Origin of the sequence: Leptospira dzoumogneensis, from assembly GCF_004770895.1 — a bacterium.
GTDB classification, from domain to species: domain Bacteria; phylum Spirochaetota; class Leptospiria; order Leptospirales; family Leptospiraceae; genus Leptospira_B; species Leptospira_B dzoumogneensis.
Genome location: NZ_RQHS01000019.1, coordinates 14,653 through 38,407 on the forward strand (window position 1 = coordinate 14,653; position 23,755 = coordinate 38,407).

The following is a 23,755-nucleotide window of genomic DNA, read 5'->3' on the forward strand; positions in this document are numbered from 1 at the left end:
GAAATTTCTTAGGAAGGCGGTTCGCGAAATGCTTATTGGAATTACCGGCGGCACGGGACTCATAGGATCCATGTTGGCGATCCGCTTGAAGGCAGAAGGACATAGAGTCCGGATCTTCAGCAGAAGCGGAAAATTGCCGCCCAGACTCCAAAGAATTTCAGAATGGGATGTTCGGATCGGCTCACTCCCCACCAGAGCGGATTTGGAAGGAGTAAACGTTCTAATCAACCTTGCAGGCGAACCGATCGCTGGAGTTCGCTGGACCCCTGAATACAAACAAAGGATCCGATCTTCTCGCGTAGACTTCACAAGGGACCTTGTTGCAAGACTCGTATCCATGGGAGAGTTCGCGCCCAAAACATTCTTCAACTCTTCCGCAATCGGGATCTACGGATCCTATGATGCAGGAACTCCACCATTCGACGAAGATAGTCCTGCTTCCGACGATGAGTTAGGCAGCCTATGCAAAGACTGGGAAGAAGAAGCCTTAGAAGCAGAAAAAGCAGGTATCCGAACTGTTCTCTTAAGAACAGGAGTAGTTCTCACTACGGAAGGCGGAGCACTCGCGACAATGCTTCCGGCATTCAAATTATTCGCAGGCGGCCCGATTGGAAGTGGAAACCAAATCCTTTCTTGGATCCATATCGAAGACCAACTCTCCGCAATCATGTTCCTGATCAGAAAAGAAGAAGCGAAAGGAGCATTCAATCTAGTATCTCCCGAACCTCTTTCCAACGAGCAGTTCAGTAAGGCACTTGCAAAAACTCTGGGACGTCCTTCATTCACAAGAGTTCCTTCTTTTGCACTCTCACTTGCATTCGGAGAAGGTGCCATCGTGGCAACCCATGGCCAAAGAGTGGTGCCAAAAAGACTCCAAAAGCTGGGTTATAAATTCAGATACCCGAATCTGGAGTCTGCTCTTCGAAATTTACTGGGATAGTTGCATTGCTCCTGAAGCCCGCGTTGCACGCGGACTATCGGGTTTTTTCGAAAAATTTTCCAAACCTTTAAAAACGGCTTCCCATCCGATTTAGAATGAGTCTAATCTCTGTATGGAAAACACAATGCCTGGTTCATTCAACGAACTTCTCAAAACACATGATAAACCTATCCTAGTAGATTTCTGGGCCGAATGGTGCGGTCCTTGTAAAATGGTAGCCCCTGAGCTGGAAAAATTTGCACAAGCTCACCCAGGGCAAGTCACCGTAGTAAAAGTCAATATAGACGAAAAACCTGAATTGGCTCAGCAATACGGAGTTCAATCCATTCCGACTCTGATGTTATTCAAAGACGGACAAATCGCTGAGAAAGTGGTGGGAGCAATTCCACAGGCACAAATGGAGAAAGTTTTTGCCCCTAAACTGGCTTAACTTTTTACACACGCTACGGGAGGCCACTCGCAATTTACTCGAGTACCTTCCGCAGCGATTCTTCGGGGCGACTCCTTCACTTCGCTCGGACCGCGCTACTCCGGGCTACGCGTTCGCTCCGGTCCCGGCAAATCGCATTCAATATCCTGAATATAATTCTTATCGGCCGTGACTTCCCCTGCGTATCGCTGTCGCGATTACCAATTTACGATCTCGTCTACTTCTTCCTGATCTAAACGGAAAGACTCATAATCCCCAAAAGTTTTAGGAAGAGTCCTGAACAAGAAAGCTCCAAAACCCTTCACAAAAGAATCGAATTTGGATTTTTTAGAGCCGGATGTTCTATCAAAAACCGCCTGCTCTAAAAACTCGGAAAGAACAAGTGCACCATAAGCTTGGTCTGAAAGATCCACTCTATAGGTTTCCTTCCATTCTCTAGGCTTTTCTTCAATACTCTTATTCCAATCTAATAGTAGATTTTCTCCTAATTCTGCAGCGGCCTTTAGTTCAGGGTATTTTTTAGCTGAGTCGAAATTTTTCTTTAATTCCGTAACGAAAGAATCTCTGATCTTAGCTCTGTTCATTGCACCAAGCGCATGGTCCGTAATGATCAAATGAGTTCCTTCCCAAGTCTCATTGATGATACAATCATTATGAAGTCTAGGTAAACAAGTGTAATCACCTATAATTCCGGAACCACCCAATGCCATAATCGCTCCATGAGTGATCTGAGAAGAAAGAGAAGAAGATCTATATTTCATCAAAGGAGTGGAGATCTGTTCCGCTAAAATTCCTTTTTGGGTCCAATCAATCCCACGGAAAATCGGCATGACCAAAGCAGCATATAGAATCCTCATCTCCGCGAGTTCTCTGGAATATGCGGAAAAATCTTGGATCTTCTTCCCATAAGCCGTTCTATATCTGGAATATTCCCGAGCTTCCATAAACGCTCTTCTGGACATTCCGGAAGCGGCAAGACCTACGTGAACTCTGGAAGTTCGGATCACATAACGGATCAGGTTTGCAATCCCGTGAGCCGGTCTTCCTAAAGCCTCGGCTTCCAGATCTTCGTATACGATCTCTACGGTGAGTTTACCCTTAGAACCTATAATATCTTTTTTTCTTAATATATGATGACCGTTCAGTTCTCCATTATCTTTGATCCTTGGGACCAAAAATAATCCGACTGTTTCGGTATCTTCTATCTTGGCTGTTGTGACCCAAAGATCTCCCGGATTAGAGCAGAACCATTTTTCTCCGTTTAAGATCCATTTTCCGTCTTCTCCCTTTCGTGCGATCGTGCGGTTGGCGCCCACATTACTTCCGCCTACTCTTTCGGTCACATATTGGCCTGCCATAAAATGAGAGAAAGAACCCTTTCCTGCCACCAAAGGAAGATATTTCTTTTTCTGTTCTTCCGTTCCGATTCCCTGAAGAACTCGGATCATACCTTCCGTCATTGCTAAAGGACAGGTCACTCCGCCTTCTCCGTTTTGGTTAGCAAGATAGGTCAAAGCCTGTCTATGAAGATCCGTAAAAGGAAATTTCCATTCATCATGAAAATCTAAATTAACAATCCCGTAATCGTAGGAAATTTTTCTGGAGAGTTTTTGTTCGTGAGAATAAACGATCTGATCGATACGATTCCCCGTTCTATCGTATTTAACTACTTCTCCGTATTTACCTTCCTTGTGAGAAGCTTCGGTAAGTTCGTCTAAGATACCGCCGACCAATTCTCCATAACCTTTGAGATGGTCGATCATCGCTTTTTTATGATCGGGTTTATAATCGGAAGAGTATCTTTCTATTACTCTCTGTAGGATCTTATCCTCTTCGTAAAAATTTTTACCTCTATTTCCTTTATAACCGGTTAAGTCGTAAGAAGATAAACCCGGGTTCTCGGCTAAACGTAATGGATGATTCATAATATTTCCTTTTGAAGAACGGCGATCTGAATACCACTATCATAAGCGAATACAACTCGACTGCCAGAACTTTTTAGTTCGGAATACTATACATCGAACATCGTTTGTTTGGAAGAAAAAGTATAGCATAGGTTATAGAACTAGAAAAACAGGTTTTTCTTAATATTCTAAAACCAAACCTTCATAAGGTGCGATCTCGAATACGACCGGGATCTCCATCTTCTCAGGTTTCCTATGAGTGGAGATGAGTATCTGAGCCGTACGATTCGCGTTCGCTACGATCTTTTTGGATTCATTCTCAAAGTTCAAAATGATCAGACATTTTTTCTTTTCGAACTCTCTTGTGTATTGTAGAACACCTGGGGGAGAATCGTAATCCAAGGCAAGAGTCCCTTTTTTCAGGATCTCGTTCCCTTTTCTAAGCCATATTAGCTTTTTATAAAAATTTAATAAACTTTCGATGGATCTGGATTGAGTTTCCACGTTTACGGATTCGTATCTGGAAAAAACAGGAAGCCAAGGTTCTCCCTTGCTGAATCCACCGTTCACATCTCCGGACCAACACATAGGAAGTCTACAGTTGTCTCTGCTTGGATACACCGGCCAATATCTGATCCCTACCGGATCTTGGATGCGGTTCTTAGGAACTCTTTCATCCATCATTCCTAGCTCTTCTCCGTAATATAAGAACGGAGTTCCTCTCAAAGTTAAGAGCATTAGAGCTGCTATCTTTGCTCTTGCCGTTGTCTCTTTTCCTTTGGAATATCTAGTGATATGTCTACGGAAATCATGATTACTTAATGTATAATTCGGCCAACCCTTGTCTCGGAGATACTTCTCCCATTCTTTGATCACGTCCCTAAATTTTTCCGCCTTCCAAGGAGTATAAAAGAAAGCAAAGTTGAATGCTAGATGAAGTTCGTCGCCTTTAGCACCGTAATAAGAAGCGGGAAGTGCGCTTGTACCGGGAGGCTCCATCATCACTTCGCCTACGGACATTCTATCTCCGTAAGAATCCAAAAGTTTTCTGAGATCTTTAAGGATATCATGCATCTCGGGACGATCACGATCATAAATATGATTTTGTTGATCGAAAGGTCTGGCGATCCATCTTTTGCGAGGGTTACTTCTTAATTCAGAATCTTTAACGAATAGATTCACAACATCTAAACGGAAACCGTCCACTCCCAGATCCAGCCAATTCTTGACCATGGAGAAGATCGCCTTTTTAACTTCCGGATTTCTCCAGTTCAAGTCGGGTTGTTCCGCTAAAAAAGAATGATAATAGTACTGATCCGTGGTTTTATCCAGGGTCCAGGCTCTTCCACCGAAAGTACCCATCCAATTATTAGGAGGCTTTCCATTCACTGGATCTCTCCAAATATACCAATCTCTCTTAGGATTATCTTTGGAAGATTTAGATTCTAAGAACCAAGGATGTTGATGAGAAGTATGATTTGCAACCAGGTCCATGATGATCCTGATCTTACGTTTATGAGCTTCTTTTAATAAACGTTTAAATGTTTCCAAATTCCCGAATACAGGATCGATACTTTCGTAATCCGAAATATCGTATCCGAAATCGTACATAGGAGAAGGATAAATAGGAGAAAGCCAGATGGCATCGATGCCAAGAGAGTTCGGAGTCCCGTCGTTCAGATAATCCAGTTTTTGGATGATACCTTCTAGGTCGCCGATCCCGTCCCCATTGGTATCTTTAAAACTTCTAGGATAGATTTGATAAACTACCGCGTTCTTCCACCAGTCCGCGTCTATCTTTTTGGCTCTGTGAGGGGACTTGCGCTTTTTGATCAGCCGAGCAGATGTCGCAGTTTCTTTTTTACTTTTAGAAGTGACTGTGGAACGACTTCCCGAATCCATACTGGGGACCATTTTTAGAAAACGAGTTCCCCTGTCATCCTTTCCACCGGCTGGATTCTCAAGATCTTATCTTCCAGGGATTTTAACAATTCTGTATCTTTGACCTGTTCCCCGTCCTTAGTCTGGAGATAGAATGAGTCATAAGCATAGTCCGCAGAAGTAGAAACCCTTAAATGAGAAACTTTTAAACCGAAATCGAATACTTTTCTTAAGATCCTATATACTAAACCGACCATATCCGGCATACGAACTTCCATGATGGTCGTGTCCGTAATATCTTCGTTAGAAAAGCGAACAGAACGATTGATGATACTTTCCGGTATCGTCTTACGTGGATTCCATTCGGTCCTTTCGAAAGCGATACTATCTCTTTGTAATTCTCCCGAAGCCATTAATCTGAGTTTACCTTCCATTCTGGAAAGTTTTTCAGCGGAAATATTTCCGCTGCCTTGGGAGTCCGTTACTTGAAGAATATGGATCTGGAACTCTTCGAAAGTATAACTTTGCATCCCGACTAAACTCAATCCCTCGGAAGAAACGGAACAACATAAATCCAATAAGATCTCAGGAATATTACGGCTAACTACTTCTACTGTTACGAAAGCAGGATCCTGCTCCGAATCCAAGAGCAGGGTCGAGTTCATATCTTGGCTAAGAGAAGTAATCGATTTAAAATATTTTAATATTTTTCGATTCGAGACCGTTTTTAAAAAACTTTCAGGGATCACCGAATATGCAAAAGAAGCGATTGTTTTGGAAATTTTAGGGTCCTGCCCTTCTTTTTCGGTCAAATAGGTCACAAGATCTTTAGAAAGAGAAATTCTTTCCTCTTCTCCATAAGGATCTTCCGTATCGGTTCTTTTATTTTTAAAGAAGTCTATAGAGTTTCTATAAAGTTCGTTTAAGATCGCCTTTTTCCAGTTCGTAAGAACGTTTGTGCCAACGGACTTGGTATCAATGATCGTTAGAATATATAAAAGTTTTAATCTCTCCGGATTAGAAACGGTTCTTGCAAAATTGCGTATCAGTTTTTTATCCGAAATATCTCTTTTAGAAGAAAGTTCCGACATCAGGATATGTTTTTCGACTAAGAAACGAAATAGGTCCGTATCTTCTTCGGATAGACCTAAACGAGATCCAACAGATACAGCAAGCTCCGCACCATACTCCGAATGATCTCCTTCTTTTACTTTTCCGGCATCATGTAGAAGGATTGCCAAAGCCAAAATTTCGGTCTTATCACATTCTCCATAAACTTCTAAAATTTCTCTATCTTCAAATTCTCCCTTATCCAAACGATCCAATTCATGAAGAATTAGAAGAGTATGTTCATCTACTGTGAACTCATGATGATAACTGAACAAAGGAAAATTCGTACATGCGCCGAACTCAGGCAGAAGTTCCCCGAGCACCTGACATTCATGCATTAATTTTAATATTCTTCCTCTGTCTTTTTTGTTCTGAAGAATGTCGATAAATCCGCCGTTCACTTCCGCTGAATATCTGAAATCATCATCCAAAAAATGAGAAGCGAATCTGATCTCACTTAACAACCCGCCCGAAACTTCGAAGCCTGTTTCTTGGATCATTCTGAATGTAAGTAAAATATCTTTGTACAATGTGTGAGGGTCCGCGAAAAGATTTCCTTCGCTGGGAGGAAAGATCGTATTTCCGATCTTTAGGAAGCGGATGCCTTCATAGTCGAAGTTTTGGGCTTCTCCTTTTTTTTGGGCCGCCAATAAAGAATCCAAATAAACACGAACTATAAAAAATATATTTTTCTGATGACTATAGAGAGTGTTCATAAACTTCTCTATGGTTTGCATTTCTTCTTTTTTACCGAAGCCTAGATATTCAGCCACCTCAGGTTGGAGATTCAGATCCAAACGATCATGTTTTCTTCCGGTAAGAATATGAAGTGCAGTCCTAACTCGGATCAGAAAATCATAAGCTTCTTCCAAGGCCTGGACTTCTCCACTTTGGAAAACTGGAAGAACTGCAAGTCCACCTAAGGAACGGATAGGACTTCTGGATTTTTCGGTCCAATACAGATATTGAATGTCTCTTAAACCGCAGAGATCCGTTTTTAAATTCGGTTCGGAAAGAAGAATAGGCCTACCTTCTCTTAGGAACCTTTCCGAAAGTTGGTCTTCTTTTGCTTGGTTGTACCTGGTCGCAAACTTAGAAGGAAGTTTTGCTAAAAATTCTTCTTGGTATTTTTTGAATAATTCTTTGGAACCTGTTAGGAACCTGCTGTCCAAGACGGCATGAAAGCTGGACATATCATCCAAATAACGAAACGATTCTTTGATTGTCCTGCAAGTATGCCCTACTTCTTTTCCGGAATCATAAAGATAAGTATTAATGGAAGAAATGATCTCCGAAAGTTTGGAATCCGGAACTCCATTATGTAAATATAATATATCTACATCTGAATGTGGGGCCATTTCCATACGACCATAACCGCCTAAAGCAATTACTGCGACTTCTTCCCCTTTTTTTAAGATACCGGATGACTTTTCGAATCTGGCTCTTAAAAAGGAATCTATTATGAATGTGAGCTGGCGCGAGATCAGCCGACCGGAAACCGCCCTACTCTTTTCCAAAAGCCTTTGAAAACTATAGGAGATGTCTAATTCTAAAGGCAAGGTCGGTTCCTACTAGCTGTTAGACTGGGTTTATTTCAATTTATCGCCAGGGTTAGCGGCTCTATGAGGCACAAAAAGGCTGAGGCTCTCGCCTTCTCCGGAAGCCAAAAGCATTGCTTCCGAAACTCCGAATTTCATCTTTCTTGGTTTCAAGTTTGCAACTGCAACAATCGTCAATCCTAGAAGATCTTGAGGTTGATAAGAAGCCTTGATACCTGCAAAAACATTCTTAGTTCCCAGAGAACCAAGATCCAATTTTACTTGGACAAGTTTGTCAGCACCTTCTACAGGACCTGCTTCTATAATTTTACCGACTCTAAGATCCACTTTACTTAGGTCCTCGATAGAAATTTCCAAAACTCCTTCCGTTTTAGGAGCAGCGGCTGGAGTTGTAGTTGTTGGTTGAGCGGATTTTGTTTCCAAAGTGTTTTCTTCTAACATGGCTTGAATCGATTTTTCCTCTACACGTTTGGTGATCATTTCATATGCGGACACTTTTGTTTTTTCCAGATCGGAAGAAAGATCCGCAAACTCGGGCTTTTTGTTTAAACCTAAAATTTGATACACCTTCTCCCCTGATCTAGGAAGAACAGGATATAAATAAATAGAAAGAATTCTCGCAGCATTTAAGGCGACAGTCACAGTTTTACGAGCTGCTTCTGCATCCGATTTGATTTGGATCCAAGGTGCAAGATCGTTCACATATTTGTTCGCGATATCACCCAAACGGGAACATTCTTTCATTACTCTGGTATAATTTCGGGTTTCATACCATTCTCTGATCTTAGATTCGGAACTTCTGAGTTCGTCCAGGATCTTCTTCCCTTCCGCGTCCGGAGTTCCCAAAGTTCTATCAAGTTTATCTAATATAGAAGTAGCGACCCTGGAAACCAGGTTCACAAAATTACCTACAAAGTCCGAATTTACTTTTGCAGTATAATCATCAAAAGAAAGATCCAGATCGTCCATTCCTGGACCTAGTTTTCCTGCCAGATAAAAGCGAAGATGTTCCGGATCCAAATGTTTGAGATAACCCTCTGCCTTGATGAAGGTTCCTCGGGATTTGGACATCTTCTCCCCGTTCACAGTAATAAAACCGTGAACATGGACCTGAGTAGGAGAACGATATCCGCCTCCTTCTAATGTAGCAGGCCAGAATAAAGTATGAAAATATAATATATCTTTTCCTATAAAATGAGAGATCTCGGTTTTTTTATCCTTCCAGAAAGAATCGAATTTTTTACGATCCCCTTTGAAATAATTCAAACTGGAAGCCATATAACCGATAGGAGCATCCAACCAAACGTAAAAATATTTTTCGATCTCTCCAGGGATCTTAAAACCGAAATAAGGTCCGTCACGAGAAATATCCCAATCCTGGAGCCCGGCCTCGAACCATTCTTTCAGTTTTTTGCGAACACCTTCCGCAACATGTGAACCCTTTTCGACCCAATCGGAAAGATAACTTTCGAAATCTCCCAATTTAAAAAAGATATGTTTAGAATTTCGGCTAACGGGCGGATTGCCGCATAAGGAACAATGAGAATCTTTTAGATCCTTAGGAGAATAAGTCGCTCCACAATTCTCGCAACTATCACCATATTGGTCTTGGGTGCCGCAATTCGGACAAGTTCCCTTAATAAAACGATCCGGAAGGAACATCTTATCGGTATCACAATAAGCCTGTTCGATCTCCCTTTCCGCGATATGGCCTTTACCCTTTAGAGAAAGATAAATTTCCTCGGAAAGGATTCGATTTTCTTCGGAGTTCGTAGTATAATAATTATCGTATTCAACCAAAAAGCCGGAGAGATCCCGATAATGTTCCGCTCTAACTCGGTCGATCAATTCTTCCGGGCTGATCCCTTCTTTTCTTGCGGCAAGCATGATGGGTGTGCCGTGCGTATCGTCCGCACAGAAAAAATAACACTCGTTGCCTAAAGATTTTTGATAACGAACATAAATATCCGTTTGGATCGCTTCCAGAACATGGCCTAAGTGAATGGGACCGTTCGCGTAAGGCAAAGCGGAAGTAACGAGGATCTTTCGTTTTGATTCGGAACTCACATAGTCAGGTTGAGAAAAATTCCCCCAAAATCAACATGGATTTTCATTGCAAAACCGCAGGTTGGGTTAAAATACATCGGAAAAACGGGAACACCCTTAAAGGGAAGGCACTAAAAATGGAAAGGGTTTCATCCTTGGCGAGTAAGGTTCTGCCTGGTCATGAATTTTACGAAAAATTTCAAAAGAGTCTAGATAGAGAGACTGAGATTTTTCAACTTAAGATGAATTACGCCAAGGTCCTAGTCAGTCTTTGGTCTTATTCTTGTCATGCAGACGGAGTCTTTCATAGAAAAGAAGGGAATCTAGTCGGACAAATGGTAAAAGCTATGTTCGATAAGGATTGTATCTTCGATCATCACCAAGACCAAAAGGCCGAGATCATAGAAGAATTATCCGAAGTATTCGAATCACCCCTTCCAATTAAAATGATCACTGATTTTGCGGAAGGAAATCCGGTATTAGCCGTAAACTTTTACGAAGATGCAGTATGTATCGTAACGACTGACGGCAAATTCACGGATAGGGAAAAAGAATTTTTGGAAGATCTGGCGAAGGAGCTGGAAATCTCTTCCATGGATAAGAAAAACATAGATAATAAATATACGGACGGCGGCGAAGACTGAACTTCTAGTCGCCTCCTTCTCATGCCTTTTCCGATCCTATTACTATTATTCGGCTATATAGGTCTGCAGTTCCTGCTCAGCGGGCCTTTCCTACAACTTCTAGTAAATATAATATCCTTCAGACTATTCAAGTTTCGTTGGTTGACTCCGGGCATTATACTTCCGGGACTTTGGGTTTGGGCCAGACATTTTACGGTCTTCTTCCCTGGAGAACTCGGAACGGATATAGTACATGCAAAAGGGAGTTTTGTACATTTCAGACTCTCATTCTCCAACCTATTTAAAGGAAAATTAATATTTAGAGGAGTGAATGTCCGCTCCTTTCATATGGATTACACCAATCGAGTAGAATCCAGAAAGAAGATAGAATATCTTCCCAAAAGAGGACGGATCCAGTTCAAATTGGAGAAGGTCTCCCATTCCAGCATAGATATAGAAGATAAAACCTTAACTCCGGTATTTAATATACAGATCAGGGATATCAAAATAGAGAACGGAGTCTTGGACGCAGGCTCTCCATTAGAAATTCTTTTTAGAAGCAGAATGGGTTCCTGTAGACTAGGAAGAGAAGGTTTAGTCAGAACAGGAACGCTCAAGGGTGGAGACAGAGGTTATCTCACATTAAGCGGGATCACTTGGGGAGAACTTGCGGGACTCGAAATTATTCCTCTGCCTTTATTCAAAAAACAAGTTCATCTTACTTTAGAATTTAGACATATAGACGATCATCATACTGACTTCGAAGGTACATTATTGCATACCGGCTCGGAAGAAGAGGAATCAGAATCTTATCCTTTCCGTTTCGGAGTAGACTGGAACGATTTCAATCTTCCTTTCGATCTAGCTCTTAGAAAATTGATTATGGAATTATTCCTTCAGACTAAACTGGAGGGTTTGATGGCGAGAACCCTACAGACGATTGCGAAAGGGATCCGGTTGTTTTTAGGGAAGGACTAAGAGTTGGGTGTAATAATACAATCAACCAAAACCCAAGAACAGTATATTAAAACATTATAATTCCACATCAATTAATAAGCGCTAGCTCCTCATTCCTATCCTAAATTTGGGTAGAGATTATCAGATTTTTTACACACTCATTAACAGCAATAGACCATATTCCAATATTCTAATAAGTAAAAACTCAATACTTGTGATGAAATTGTAATACCGGATAACGTTAATTTTTCCTTTTTCCTTGAATTCTATTGACTCAGTTTTGCAGTATTTTTCATATACCTTTTATAAAAAGACTCAGGAATCCATAGGTCTGTATTGTTTCAGAGAAGATTATGAAAGAAAAATTAAGAAAATTCGCTGTTTTAGTTTTCCTACCGCTACTCTTATTAATGATTTTTAGCGGTTTCTCCATTAAATCGTTTTTCTTAACTCTTACCGGTTCTTTAGTTCCTCAACCGTTACCTAAACTCTCAGCAACTCAGAATGGAACCTTATCTTCGAATGTGGAAATTGTTCTCCCGCCCGGAACGAAAGGAATTGTTCCAAATTTATCCCTTTCATATTCCTCCGGAGGAAAGAACGGGATCCTAGGAGTAGGCTGGAACCTTTCAGGAATTTATTCAATTTCTAGAGATCCTAGTTTTGGGATCAATTTTGATAATAATGACAAATTTCTGTCCGATCAGGTTGGTCCTTTAACGGATATTTCCGGAAACAAGACCAAGTATCATAGCCGCAAAGAGTCTTGGGTCCGTTTCGTTCCAAGCGGAGTCTGTGGAAGCGGACCTTGCTCATGGACGGCTACCGATAAGGATGGGATCGTTTATAGTTACGGAAAAACGAATGATTCAAGGATAGAAGCTCTCGGAAAAAATGGAGCAATCCGAAACTGGGCCTTAAATCAAGTTAGAGATCCGTTCGGAAACGGATATGATATAACTTATATAGAAGATCCCATTACCGGCGAATATTACCCGAACGAGATCAAATACCAAAATCGTAGTATAAAATTCGAATATTCAAGCTCTCGAACGGATTCTTCTCCATCATATGTTTTCGGATCTTTAGTACAAACCACCAAACGATTGGATGAAATTGAGATCTATGCAGACGGAACCTTGCTTCGAAACTATGAACTTGAATATTCAAGCGGTCCTTCTACAGGAAGACAGATCCTAACTTCTCTCAAAAGAAACGAATCCAATATCTTCGGCTCCGAAAGTTACGATGATCTAGATTTTAACTATGGTAGCGATGGATTCTTAGTCCAACCTTTGGCGGATACAAACTTAAACACTCCTACTTCTACCGTTAATTTATTTGTTCCAAGTGCGTTGTTAATGTATGCAAATTTATATTTTGGAAATCCTTTACCGACTCAACCCACGGCAACGGAAAAAAGACTAGCGACATACCTACAGTATGCAATGCATATCCCTGTTCCGGATAGGGATGTTTGTAATAATGGAGCTTCTGCTTGTCTTTGCGCCGCATATGCTCCTTGTTGGGGAGGAAATCCGAATTTCTTCGCAATACTTGCTTCTATGTGTTTAGATTATAATAACTGGGGCGGACCAAACTATTGTGCCTCCGGGATCGATTCCGGTCTTACTTATTGGACTCCAATGGACTTGGATGGAAACGGTATTCTCGATTTTGCAAGCATCGTAGGATCTGAAAATTCTAATACGATCCGTTTAAGAGCCTGGAAGGTTCAGAACGGGACAGTTGATCCGAATGGAAGTTTCTTAAGCCCTATTCTTCCTCTGCATTATAACACTTTTTTCCAAACAGTAGATCTGGATGGAGATGGAAGAACAGATTTCGCTTACGAAAGTGGTGGTAAATTAAATGTTATATACTCGCAGTCGAATAGTTTCAGTAGTCCGGTTAATTTTTCAAATGTAGCCATTCCTGCCGCTAGCCAGAATATGCAAGCCTTCAGACCATATTCTTATTTTTATGAATATTCCACTTTGAATCCGAAGCGGATGATTGCTGATAAACCGCAGATTGATTGGTTCGCGGATATGAACTCGGACAATCTTGCGGATTTCATTCATTACGACGGAACTAAATTTAATATCTACCTGAATCAGAAGGGAAGTTTTTCCAATGCGATCCAAATTACCGGAACTTCCAATTATTTTATAAACGAATTTATGGACTTGGATTTGGACGGAAAAGCGGAACATGTAAGATTAGTCCAATACAGTCAAAATCCTCAATACACTTCTGTTAGTAATCAATTACAGGCTGCAAACGAACAAGCAGAAACGATCACGAACGAATTTCATACGAAAGAAGACATTCTGAATTCTATTCTAAACAACGGAGTGAGTAGCGTATCAAATTCGGATTTTTATTCATTGATCGATTATTATCTAACGGGCTGCGGTTACTATATTGCAAACTCAGGTTCCGGAGGAAATATCCTTCAAGTTCCTAATAGTTCCGGCCAGAATGTAAGCTGCATCGACGTTGATCCGAATTATATCGATGTTACCCAGCTGCAAGCGGCAAAAAATGGAACTCCAATCCCTTCTACCAATACACTTTTTAATGATCTGCAAGTGGTATATGCAAAAACATTAGGTCCTGTGACTACTACTCAAACGAACTTACAAAATCAATTGAATGCATTGAATGCAAGTGCGAACGGGACCATTCGATATAGACTGGATGTAACTACATTCAATCTTACCTCGCAAACATCTACTGTAGCACAATACGATTTAGGAACAAGTGCAGATCGTTTAAGAAGTTTCTTCGGCGATGTTAATTCAGACAGCCTCCCCGACTTTGTCACTATCGTAGGAAACCAAATAAAGGTTTCTTTAAATACGAATCATGGTTTTGCGGCGCAGGTAACAAGTAGCCTAAATGCAAGCAGCGTTTCGAATACAAGTCAGTCCAACTTTTCAGATGTTAACTCGGATGGATTGGAAGATCTAGTTCTATATAATAAAGAAACAAAAACAGTAGAAAGTTATTTATCGAATGGAGCAGGATCTCTTACTTATAATTCCAATTTCGGATTTGGACAGTTCGACTTGAATGAACAAACTAGCGGTGGTGTTTATAAGGCCGATCAAGGTCAATTTATTATCCAAGATATGAATGGAGATGGATCTAAGGACGCGTTACTTATCAAACTTTGGCAAGATAAAACTCAAGGACATATATTGGCAAAAACCACCAATCCGAAAGTCTCCAATGAAGATGATTTGATCTCTGTAACCAATGGGATCCAAACCACAACAGTAGGTTACACTACTAAACAGCTACATCCGGGGGCAATTCAAGCTGGAAGCGGAAACTATCCAAATATACCGGACATTAGTAATACACATTTAGTAACAAATATAACCACCGATCTAGGTTCCGGGGTATCTATCGGAGAAAGTTTCGAATATAAGAATTCTAGATTTTATTTAGGGGTGAGAGAAGTTATAAGAAGCCTTGGATTTGCCAGTGTAAAAGAGAAGGATAACGGAACAGGATTTTATCGGTTCACAGAATATAACCAAACCGATTATAGATTGGCAGGAGTTCCGACTACTTTTAGTAATTACAATGCTTCCGGAAACTTAATGCAACAGACCATTAACAGCGGATTTCAATTCCCCAATCCACTCGGAACTGAAATTGCGGTTGCTGCAAATATTTCTAAAAGTTCTTATCATAACGGCAATTTAGAAGTATCAACGAATACTGCCTATACATTAGACCAGTATGGATTTCCGACAAACCAGACCGAAACAGCAGGTTCTCATACAATCTCTACTGATATAGAATTTAGCCACGATTTGAATTCTTGGCGAATAGGTAGAATGACTCGAAATAAGAAAACCATAAATGGTCTCTTGGTTCAGGATCAAAAGCTGGTTTATCAAGGGGATGCGGTACAAACTGCAACTCAGTTTTTAGGAACTTCTGCCGAACAAAATACGAATTATACGTATGACTCATTTGGAAATCCTATAACGATTACGGATACTTCTAACGCCACTTCAACAATTTCGTATGATGCAGTTATCCACTCATTCCCTCTCGAAAAAAACAACGCACTTGGTCATAAGGAAACGATAAATTACGATCTTAATTCCGGATTGGAAATTTCAAAAACGGATCCAAATGGAGGAGTTACCTCTAAGACATACGACGCTTTAGGTCGATTGCTTCAAGTTACATACCCTGGAAGCCAAAACTGGAATGAATCGTACGAATATACAAACACCGGGAAATTTGATTTAGCAAATTTTTCAAATACTCAATCAGTCTCGAAAACGATCCGCGATACAACGAGCGGCTTAGAGACCAAGATCACTGAATATTCGGATCCCCTTGGGAATGTTCTCAGAACGGTTTCCGATACGGCAGTGACCGGCATAACGTTAATAACGGATTCTTTATATAATTACCAAACAGGTTTGGCATTTAAGAAGTCGAACCCGTATTTTAGTAATACTTCTCCATTTTGGACAGAATATAAATATGAAGATCCGGATTATAGATCTACCGGAACAATCCATTCCGATTCTAAAGGATTAACTACGACAACCGTATCCTACTCCGGATTGACTGTTAATACGTCGATTTCCGCTCCGGATGGGATCGTAAAAACTTTCAGTGAAACAAAGAATGAACTCGGACAGGTTGTTTCTAAAACGGATAATGGAAAAACGATCTTAACAAATTATTCTCCTAATGGGCAGCCTTCTCAAATTACAGATCCGACTGGACTTGTTACAAATTTCGTGTTCGGTACTGCGGGCAGAAGAATCAGTGTGACTGACCCTAGTTCGGGAACGATCAGCTATACATATGATCCAATGGGAAGAATTTTGCAGCAAACGGATGCGAGAAATAAAAATATCCAGTTTAGCTATGATACGATTGGAAGGATCATTTCTACTCAAACGAATGGAGGAGAAACTCCTATCGTAAATGAATACGATGCAGGTCAGTATGGAATCGGCAGAGTTACAAAGATAACGGATAGTTCCGGAGTAACTGAAATTTCTTATAATATCCAAGGTAAACCAATCCGACAGATCAAGACCATCGATGGCTATCAGCTTATCACAGAAATGGAATATGATTCCCTAGGAAGACTAATTATAATTACTTATCCTGATGGATCTAAAGTGTATCAAAGTTATTCTTTAAATGGAAATTTAGAAAATGTGACCTTAGATAGTCCGGATGGAGGAGCTAACGGGATTCTTGTCGCTCAGTATGAAGGGCCGATCTTTGTGGATGGGAATCCGATATTTAGAAAAACAACCGGAAACGGAGTTGTTACCGATCTAAAATTGGATCTTTCTAATTTCCAGACCTTATCTTTATCCTCAAAGAAGGATGATGGAAGTATCCTACAATCAATCTCTTATGATTACGATGGTTCTGGAAATATTGCCCAACAAACTGATAATCAAAATACAAGTCGAAACCAAACGTATACGTACGATCTACATAGCAGACTTCTATCGGCAGTGGGAAGCTATGGAACACAGAATTATACTTATAACGCCGGCGGGAATTTAACCCAAAAAGGAAATGTAAACTTTACATACGGAGATTCGAATCATCCACATTCGATCACAAACGCGGCATCCGGTCAAAGCTCTTATAATTACACCTACGACGCAGCCGGAAATATGATCTCTCGAAATGGAGATGTGCTAGTTTACGATTCGTTTAGTAAACTTATCGAATACCAAGCACAAGATGGTACAACGATCAAATACACGTACGATTATTCGGGAAATAGGGTGAAGTCAGAAAACCTTACGACAACTGCTATAACCTATAATACCGGAGATTATTACGAAATCGTAAAATCCAATGGAAGCGATGATCAGCATACGATGTACATTAAAGGACTGGGCGGAGAAATTTTAACCCAAATCACTCGTCCAAATGCAAGTTTAGTTACCTTAGATGAGAATACAAAGATTGGATTGGCGAATTCTTCCGGGACTTGGATGGAACAAACTGGGCTTTGTTCCGGGGTTATTATAGATTGTGGAACCTATTGGAAAAATAGGATCATTAGCCCGATCTCAAAATTCTTTGCATACTCTGCATTTTTCCGGGACGGAATTCCCACTATAGCATTCAGACTCGGCTATATTCTATTTATATTAGGTATGTTCTACTTGGCATATCCATTCTTGCTAAGAGGAAACGAGATATTAAAAGGAAAGAAAATAACGGGACTGTCTACACCGGTTCTTCTTATATCAATATTCGGAGTGAGCTTATTCCAGGATTGTAATGGATTGTTAGGCGGTAAAGCTCCTTGGTTTACTTTAAAAGCTAATATGGAAGAAACTTCTTCCTTCGGAGTAAAGGATAATAACGCGGGAACTCCTGCAATCGGTGGATATTTCTACCAAAGAGACCATCTTGGTTCTACAACTATGCTCACGGATGGATATGGAAACCAGGTAGCAGGACCTGGTCAAAGCGGAGTGAGCTACGTAAGTTATTTACCTTATGGAGAAATCAATCTTTCTGAGTCAACCGGGCCGGATATTTTTCATTATAAATTCACAGGCCAGATATTGGATTCTGATACAGGTTTATATTATTATAAATCAAGATATTATGATCCTCATTTAGGACGATTCATCCAGGCTGATGATAGATCAGACAAGGGAATCAACGGTCTCAATCGTTACATGTATGTTGGCGGAAATCCGGTCAATAGGATTGATCCGAATGGACATAGCTGGTTGAGCAATGCACTTAAGATTAAGTCTGGGAGTTTCTTGCAGAGGGCGCTGTTTGTTAATAGTAAGAGATGGGCTTCAGCAGGTAATCTATTATATAATGCAGGAAGTGTAATTGGAGGAACTGCGTTGTTGGCGGGAATGGTTGGATTTGCTCCAGTATTCTTGCAGGCAGGTGTAATCGCTAATCCTAAGGCTTTCAAACATAATTTTGGCCAGGCAACAAATGCTTATTTTCGTTCATTAGCGGATTTCGGTGTAAGTTCAGTTGCAAATCCAATCCTTGGTGATCCAAGACCAAGGTATGAAATTAGTCGAGGAGCTTTTATAATACATAACTCTTATGAAGCAAATCATGGGCTATTCAAGAGAAATGAATCATTGACCTTAGCTACTACAGAGGGGCCATACGTACGTTTGCGAAACGGTTCCTCAAATGTAACATATAATCACGAACTAGTTCACGTTCGCCAATGGTATGCTAATTCTACTACAAATTTATCAGGTTTCGGAGATCCCAATGAGCATGAAGCTGATTTATTCTCGGGGACCAATAGTTATTTAACATGGACACTATTATACCAGAATGGTTTCATTAGCAAAACTATTCTTAACCAGATTAATGATTTAAACATTATATATAGCTTAAAAAGTGATCTGCTATATTTACTCATACTAAGGAGAAACATTGATGCGGCGCTTTGATCTTTTAATGCTAAAAAAAAGAAATCCATTTATAATTTTTGTATTATATATTCTTTTTAACTTTGTTTCATGCGGAATAATCTATGGACCTGAGGACAACGACAACTGCAAAGCGGCTATTGTTGCTTATTCGTTGATTCTTCAATCAAATCCATCCGAATCAGCTAAACAAGGCTTTGAAAGCGGAATAATTTATGCCTGTTCTCCAAAAGAATAGGTTTTCAAGAACGCTCTTCTTAATTTCACTTTCGCATTGCCAAAGCGCTGGGCTGACAGAAAGCGAATGTATGACTACAGCAGCCTTAATTTATTCTCTTGATTGGTTTAATTCTAAGCTCACATTATAACCCATTAGTTTTTTAAAATGAAAAGAATCGTATTATTTTTTCTAATCCTCTTATTTTTGGGACAATGTAAGCATACGGATAATAAAGATGAATGTTTGTTTATGGCATTGTTAATAAATCAAAATTATGGGCAAGGGGATGCAAACGATGCATTGAATGCACTTCTGGTCACGTGCTTTGCCCCTAAGCCTGAATGATATTGGTCCGTTATTAATCTCTCGAATTATTTGAGAAGGTGATACAATGTACTTTATGCCTATCCGAAACTATCATTCCGGACGGATGTTTGTAAATCCGTTACAATGAATGGGGTCTACTTATCGTATGCTATGATAAAAAACATACTTATTATATTTTTCACTGCAAAGACGTATCTAGATCGGACGCGGATTTACTGAATAGCGTTCTTATTTCAGTCGCTTGTATATCTGAGTAATGGCGTATCTAACGTTTCTAAAAATAAGTCCAGCGCGGCCTACCTAACCCTCTGGCCCATACCCTCTACGATCCCGTTCAGTTTAATCAAACCGGAGATCATATCTTTCATAGCCGAACGAAAGGCTTTCTTTTGTTCTTCATCCACTCTTTGAGAAGAAATATCTGCTTTCATAGATTCGAGTGTATCACTCACCAAAGCAAGAATGCCATACATAGGCTCGTCCTTGTTTGTGGAGTTTATGATGAATTCTATATTATTCTTATACATCTTTTTTCCCTTTTCGCCTATCGAGAAGGACCTTGATCCTCCTCAACTTAGTTCATTGTATAAAATCTATTCCTTTGAGGATAAGGATTCAAGTCGAATTTGTAATATTCGAACGATTTGTTAAATTTTCTGTAAATCTTTTATAGTCCGTCAAAAAAACTTAGGTTATCAATAAGTATTTGATCACGGGTTTCACGAGAGTCTGGACTAACTAAGAACCATTCGAGATACTTCCTTTAGAAGAAGATTCTAAGAAATCAGGAGACATTTCATCTTTTAGATCCACTCCTGATATACCTCGTTTGAGAGATTCTGCGAGTAAATAAGCGGTTTTTAAGGATGCCTTATGAAAATCTAAGCCGTCCGGACGTATATTCGAAATACAATTTCGACTTTCATCTGTTTTGCCTAACTTAGGATTGAAGGTAAGATACATTCCTAAACTGTCTGCAGAAGTAAGTCCCGGCCTTTCTCCTATGAGTAATACGACTGCCCTGGCTCCTAAAATTTCTCCTATTTCATCTCCGATCGCAACTCTTCCTAATTTTCCTAAAACGAATGGAGAGATCTTATATTTTTGTTCCGATAAAATAGGAACTAATACTTGTAAGAATGGTACCAAATTAGAATCGACTGCCTTTGCAGAAAGTCCATCTACCCCAATTAATGCAAGGTCGTACTTTCCCTTTTTGGTTTCTAATCTAGATCGAGAAGGTTCAGAAATCCTACGACCAAGATCCGGTCTAAGTAAGTATTCTTCTCTGCCTTTCGCTAAACTTTCTACTCCAACGACCTCAGTTTTTAATGGTTGGAAAATTTTTTCGAGGCCGATACTTATCGTATCAAAGTCCGGTTCCGCTAAAACCGCATCTCTTGCTCTTGCATGATCCAATCTGAACTTTAATAGTTCAGAAGTCGGTATAGAACCTCCGGATCTTCCTATCCCGATCCTTGCAGAAGTTAAACTTTTCCAAAATTCTTTAGGATTCATCCGGCCTTATCCTCTAAAATTTCTTCGAGTAAAACTCTATTCTGATTTTCTTTAGGCAGAAATTGTTTTGTAGTTTCGAATAAACCTTTTTCCAAAAGCCAGCTCTCGAATTCAGGTGCAGGTCTTAAGCCGAAAATTTGGCGTAAATACAAAGCGTCATGGAAAGAAGTGCTTTGGTAGGACAACATCACGTCATCCGCACCCGGAACTCCCATTATATAATTACATCCTGCGGCCCCAAGCAATGTAAGTAATGTATCCATATCATCTTGGTCCGCGTCCGCGTGATTCGTATAACATACATCCACACCCATAGGAAGGCCTAAAAGTTTTCCGCAAAAATGATCTTCCAATCCTGCTCTTAATATTTGTTTTCCATTATATAGATATTCAGGTCCAATAAAGCCGACGACAGTATTTACAAGAAGTGGATCGAATTTTTTTGCGACTGCATAGGCTCTCGTTTCTAATGTTTGTTGGTCCAAACCAAAATGAGCACCTGCAGACAATCCACTTCCCTGTCCTGTTTCGAAATACATCACATTATTTCCGACAGTTCCTCTGTTTAATTCCAAGGCCATCTGTCTGGATTCTTCTAAAATACTTAAGTTCACTCCGAAACTTTTGTTCAAAGCTTCACTTCCTCCGATAGATTGGAATACCAAATCGAGAGGAGCACCTTCTTCCATTACTTTCATAGAAGTGGTTACATGACAAAGCACACAAGACTGGGTCGGGATGGAATATTTTTGGATGATAGAATCCAACATCCTAAGAAGTGCGATCACTGTAGGAACGTTATCCGTGGCAGGATTAATACCGATTACTGCATCCCCGCTTCCTAATAGAAGTCCGTCCAAGATACTCGCAGCAATTCCTTTAGGATCATCAGTCGGGTGATTTGGCTGCAAACGTGCAGATAACCTTCCGGGAAGACCGATCGTGTTCCGGAACTTTGTAACTACTGGAGATTTTTTAGAAACCAAGATCAGATCCTGATTGGACATTAACTTAGAAACGGCCGCTGCCATTTCAGGAGTGATCCCATCCCGGATCTCGGAGATCAGTTCTGAGTCCGTATTTTCTTTTAAAAGGAAGTCGCGGAATTCTCCCACTGTGAAGGAAGAAATTTTAGTAAATGCGGATCGATTATGAGAATCTAAAATCAGCCGAGTGACTTCGTCCGTATCGCCGGGAATCAACTCTATATTCAAAAATTCTGATAAATGTAGATCTGCCAAAGCCATTTGGGCAGCCACTCTTTCTTCTTGGGTAGAAGCAGCAACGCCGGCCAACTGGTCTCCGGAACGAAGCGGACTCGCCTTAGCCAGCAAAGTTTTTAGATCAGGAAATACGTAGGACTTCCTACCAAGAACGGTTTTATAACCCATTTTGATTCCCTATTAATATCATACAGGATCCTTGATCCTACTTACTCTAATTCCGAAAATTTTGGGATCAAGAAAATTGCTTTTTCATTTCCCAAAAATGGAGGTCCTGGCCCATACCAATCCGCTTCCTAAGATCAAAACAAAGATCCCGAACAAGACAGGATGCTGCCAGGCGGATACTGCCAACACTATCGAAGATAGAATAAGCGCGATAGAAGGTAGAAGTTTCCCTCCCGGAACAATAAATGGTCTTTCTCTATCCGGTTGTTTTTTTCGGAGAACAAAAAAACTGATCATGGAACAAAAGTATAAAAGTAAAGCTCCGAATGCGGACAATGTGATCAGCTCCGATGTTTTTCCGGTACATAATGCGGCGATCCCGAATGCAGTATTCGCAATCAATGCGTTAGCCGGGGTCTTGAATTTAGGATGGATCTTTCCGAAAAATTTAGGAAGAAAGTTCGCTCTTCCGAATTCAAAACTGGCTCTTCCCCCCGCCAAAATAATTCCATGAAAGGATGCGATCAGACCGAACAAGCCGATCGTAATCAAAAGATGAAATGCCCAACCGGACTCTCCATATAACTTTCGTAATGCGAGAGGCAGGGGATAATCCGAAGCTGCTGCACCAACTTCAGGATACACGATCATCTCCCATCCACCTACTCCAATGGAAGAAAAAAATACCAACCCACAGAGTACAACCAAGGTAGCTAATGCAGATCCGAATCCGATCAGAATATTTTTTTGTGGATCTTTGGTTTCTTCCGCGACATTTGCCACTCCTTCTATCGCCAGAAAAAACCAGACCGCAAATGGTAAGGACGACAAGGCTCCGGTCCAACCGTTAGGCAATGGATTGGAGGAAAACTTCTCCCAAGAAAAACTAGGAAGTGTAAGTCCTGAAAATAAAAGTAATTCAAAAACCGCTAATATAGTAATTCCAAACTCGAATGAAGCTGCAAATTTTACTCCCAATATATTCAAACCCGTAAAGAGCAAGTAAGCGACTATTGCGATCCAAATCGGATCGACTCCCGGCAAAAATAAAGAGAAGTAGGCCCCGATGGCGGCGGCAATCGCAGGAGGTGCAAATAAAAATTCTATCAACTGAGCGGTGCCTACAAGATAGGCCCAAGCATTTCCGAGAGCTTCTCTACCATAGTCGAATGCTCCTCCCGCTTTGGGGATCATACATGCGAGTTCTGTGTAACTAAAAGAAAAACAAACATATAGCAGAATGATCAGTAAGGTGGCAATTCCTAACCCCAATGTTCCGCCTACCGGTAGACCTAGGTTCCAACCGAAATACATGCCTGAAATTACGTATCCTACTCCTAAACCCCAGAGCAGCCAAGGTCCCAGGGTCCGACTGAATTCTTCTTTAGATTCCATCTCTGGACT

General features: G+C 40.5%; 13 protein-coding genes. 5 read left to right on the plus strand and 8 right to left on the minus strand.

Going from position 1 to position 23,755, the window contains the following annotated elements:
- Positions 1-28: 28 nt before the first annotated feature.
- Both EHR06_RS13740 and trxA read left to right on the plus strand, forming a co-directional pair.
- Positions 29-940, plus strand: a complete 912-nt coding sequence (locus EHR06_RS13740; protein ID WP_135757531.1) for a TIGR01777 family oxidoreductase — start codon at positions 29-31, stop codon at positions 938-940.
- A 124-nt stretch (positions 941-1,064) separates the two neighbouring features.
- Positions 1,065-1,370 (plus strand): thioredoxin, encoded by a 306-nt coding sequence (trxA, locus tag EHR06_RS13745; RefSeq protein WP_135614246.1) that lies wholly within the window; start codon positions 1,065-1,067, stop codon positions 1,368-1,370.
- Between the two features lie 197 nt (positions 1,371-1,567).
- On the opposite strand, the gene EHR06_RS13750 is transcribed toward trxA, so the two are convergent.
- The 4 genes from EHR06_RS13750 to metG form a co-directional block, all read right to left on the minus strand.
- The gene (locus EHR06_RS13750; protein WP_135757532.1) at positions 1,568-3,295 is read right to left on the minus strand and encodes an acyl-CoA dehydrogenase family protein; all 1,728 of its coding nucleotides are present in this window, start codon (positions 3,293-3,295) and stop codon (positions 1,568-1,570) included.
- 159 nt (positions 3,296-3,454) lie between these two features.
- A complete protein-coding gene (locus EHR06_RS13755) occupies positions 3,455-5,176 on the minus strand; it encodes an alpha-glucosidase (protein ID WP_135757533.1) in 1,722 nt (573 codons plus the stop codon).
- A gap of 14 nt (positions 5,177-5,190) precedes the next feature.
- Positions 5,191-7,824 (minus strand): [protein-PII] uridylyltransferase family protein, encoded by a 2,634-nt coding sequence (locus EHR06_RS13760; protein WP_135757534.1) that lies wholly within the window; start codon positions 7,822-7,824, stop codon positions 5,191-5,193.
- Positions 7,825-7,854: 30 nt separating this feature from the next.
- Positions 7,855-9,891, minus strand: coding sequence for a methionine--tRNA ligase (gene metG / locus EHR06_RS13765; protein WP_135757535.1), 2,037 nt, complete (start codon positions 9,889-9,891; stop codon positions 7,855-7,857).
- Positions 9,892-10,007: 116 nt separating this feature from the next.
- Here metG and EHR06_RS13770 point away from each other — a divergent pair, with 116 nt between their 5' ends.
- From EHR06_RS13770 to EHR06_RS13780, 3 genes are all read left to right on the plus strand, one after another.
- Positions 10,008-10,514 (plus strand): tellurite resistance TerB family protein, encoded by a 507-nt coding sequence (locus tag EHR06_RS13770; protein ID WP_135757536.1) that lies wholly within the window; start codon positions 10,008-10,010, stop codon positions 10,512-10,514.
- A 21-nt stretch (positions 10,515-10,535) separates the two neighbouring features.
- Positions 10,536-11,471, plus strand: coding sequence for a hypothetical protein (locus EHR06_RS13775; protein WP_135757537.1), 936 nt, complete (start codon positions 10,536-10,538; stop codon positions 11,469-11,471).
- 332 nt (positions 11,472-11,803) lie between these two features.
- Positions 11,804-18,916 carry an RHS repeat-associated core domain-containing protein gene (locus EHR06_RS13780; protein WP_244288600.1) on the plus strand — a complete coding sequence of 2,371 codons (7,113 nt, stop codon included), beginning with the start codon at positions 11,804-11,806 and terminating at the stop codon, positions 18,914-18,916.
- 822 nt (positions 18,917-19,738) lie between these two features.
- Here the strand turns inward: EHR06_RS13780 and EHR06_RS13785 are convergent.
- The 4 genes from EHR06_RS13785 to eat form a co-directional block, all read right to left on the minus strand.
- Entirely contained in the window at positions 19,739-19,969 is a 231-nt protein-coding gene (locus EHR06_RS13785; RefSeq protein WP_135757538.1) for a hypothetical protein, read from the minus strand.
- A 211-nt stretch (positions 19,970-20,180) separates the two neighbouring features.
- Positions 20,181-20,960 (minus strand): ethanolamine ammonia-lyase subunit EutC, encoded by a 780-nt coding sequence (gene eutC, locus EHR06_RS13790; protein WP_135757539.1) that lies wholly within the window; start codon positions 20,958-20,960, stop codon positions 20,181-20,183.
- Positions 20,957-22,351 (minus strand): ethanolamine ammonia-lyase subunit EutB, encoded by a 1,395-nt coding sequence (locus EHR06_RS13795; protein ID WP_135757540.1) that lies wholly within the window; start codon positions 22,349-22,351, stop codon positions 20,957-20,959. Before EHR06_RS13795 ends, eutC begins: the two co-directional genes overlap by 4 nt.
- An 84-nt stretch (positions 22,352-22,435) precedes the next feature.
- Entirely contained in the window at positions 22,436-23,746 is a 1,311-nt protein-coding gene (gene eat, locus EHR06_RS13800) for an ethanolamine permease (RefSeq protein ID WP_135757541.1), read from the minus strand.
- Positions 23,747-23,755 lie beyond the last annotated feature (9 nt).

Bases quoted from the DNA above. Each gene is read 5' to 3' on its own strand.
- EHR06_RS13755 (WP_135757533.1), bottom strand. From the start codon at position 5,176: ATGGATTCGGGAAGTCGTTCCACAGTCACTTCTAAAAGTAAAAAAGAA.
- eat (WP_135757541.1), bottom strand. From the start codon at position 23,746: ATGGAATCTAAAGAAGAATTCAGTCGGACCCTGGGACCTTGGCTGCTC.
- EHR06_RS13795 (WP_135757540.1), bottom strand. From the start codon at position 22,351: ATGGGTTATAAAACCGTTCTTGGTAGGAAGTCCTACGTATTTCCTGAT.
- EHR06_RS13780 (WP_244288600.1), top strand. From the start codon at position 11,804: ATGAAAGAAAAATTAAGAAAATTCGCTGTTTTAGTTTTCCTACCGCTA.
- EHR06_RS13740 (WP_135757531.1), top strand. From the start codon at position 29: ATGCTTATTGGAATTACCGGCGGCACGGGACTCATAGGATCCATGTTG.
- EHR06_RS13770 (WP_135757536.1), top strand. From the start codon at position 10,008: ATGGAAAGGGTTTCATCCTTGGCGAGTAAGGTTCTGCCTGGTCATGAA.
- EHR06_RS13775 (WP_135757537.1), top strand. From the start codon at position 10,536: ATGCCTTTTCCGATCCTATTACTATTATTCGGCTATATAGGTCTGCAG.
- EHR06_RS13785 (WP_135757538.1), bottom strand. From the start codon at position 19,969: ATGTATAAGAATAATATAGAATTCATCATAAACTCCACAAACAAGGAC.
- EHR06_RS13750 (WP_135757532.1), bottom strand. From the start codon at position 3,295: ATGAATCATCCATTACGTTTAGCCGAGAACCCGGGTTTATCTTCTTAC.
- eutC (WP_135757539.1), bottom strand. From the start codon at position 20,960: ATGAATCCTAAAGAATTTTGGAAAAGTTTAACTTCTGCAAGGATCGGG.
- trxA (WP_135614246.1), top strand. From the start codon at position 1,065: ATGCCTGGTTCATTCAACGAACTTCTCAAAACACATGATAAACCTATC.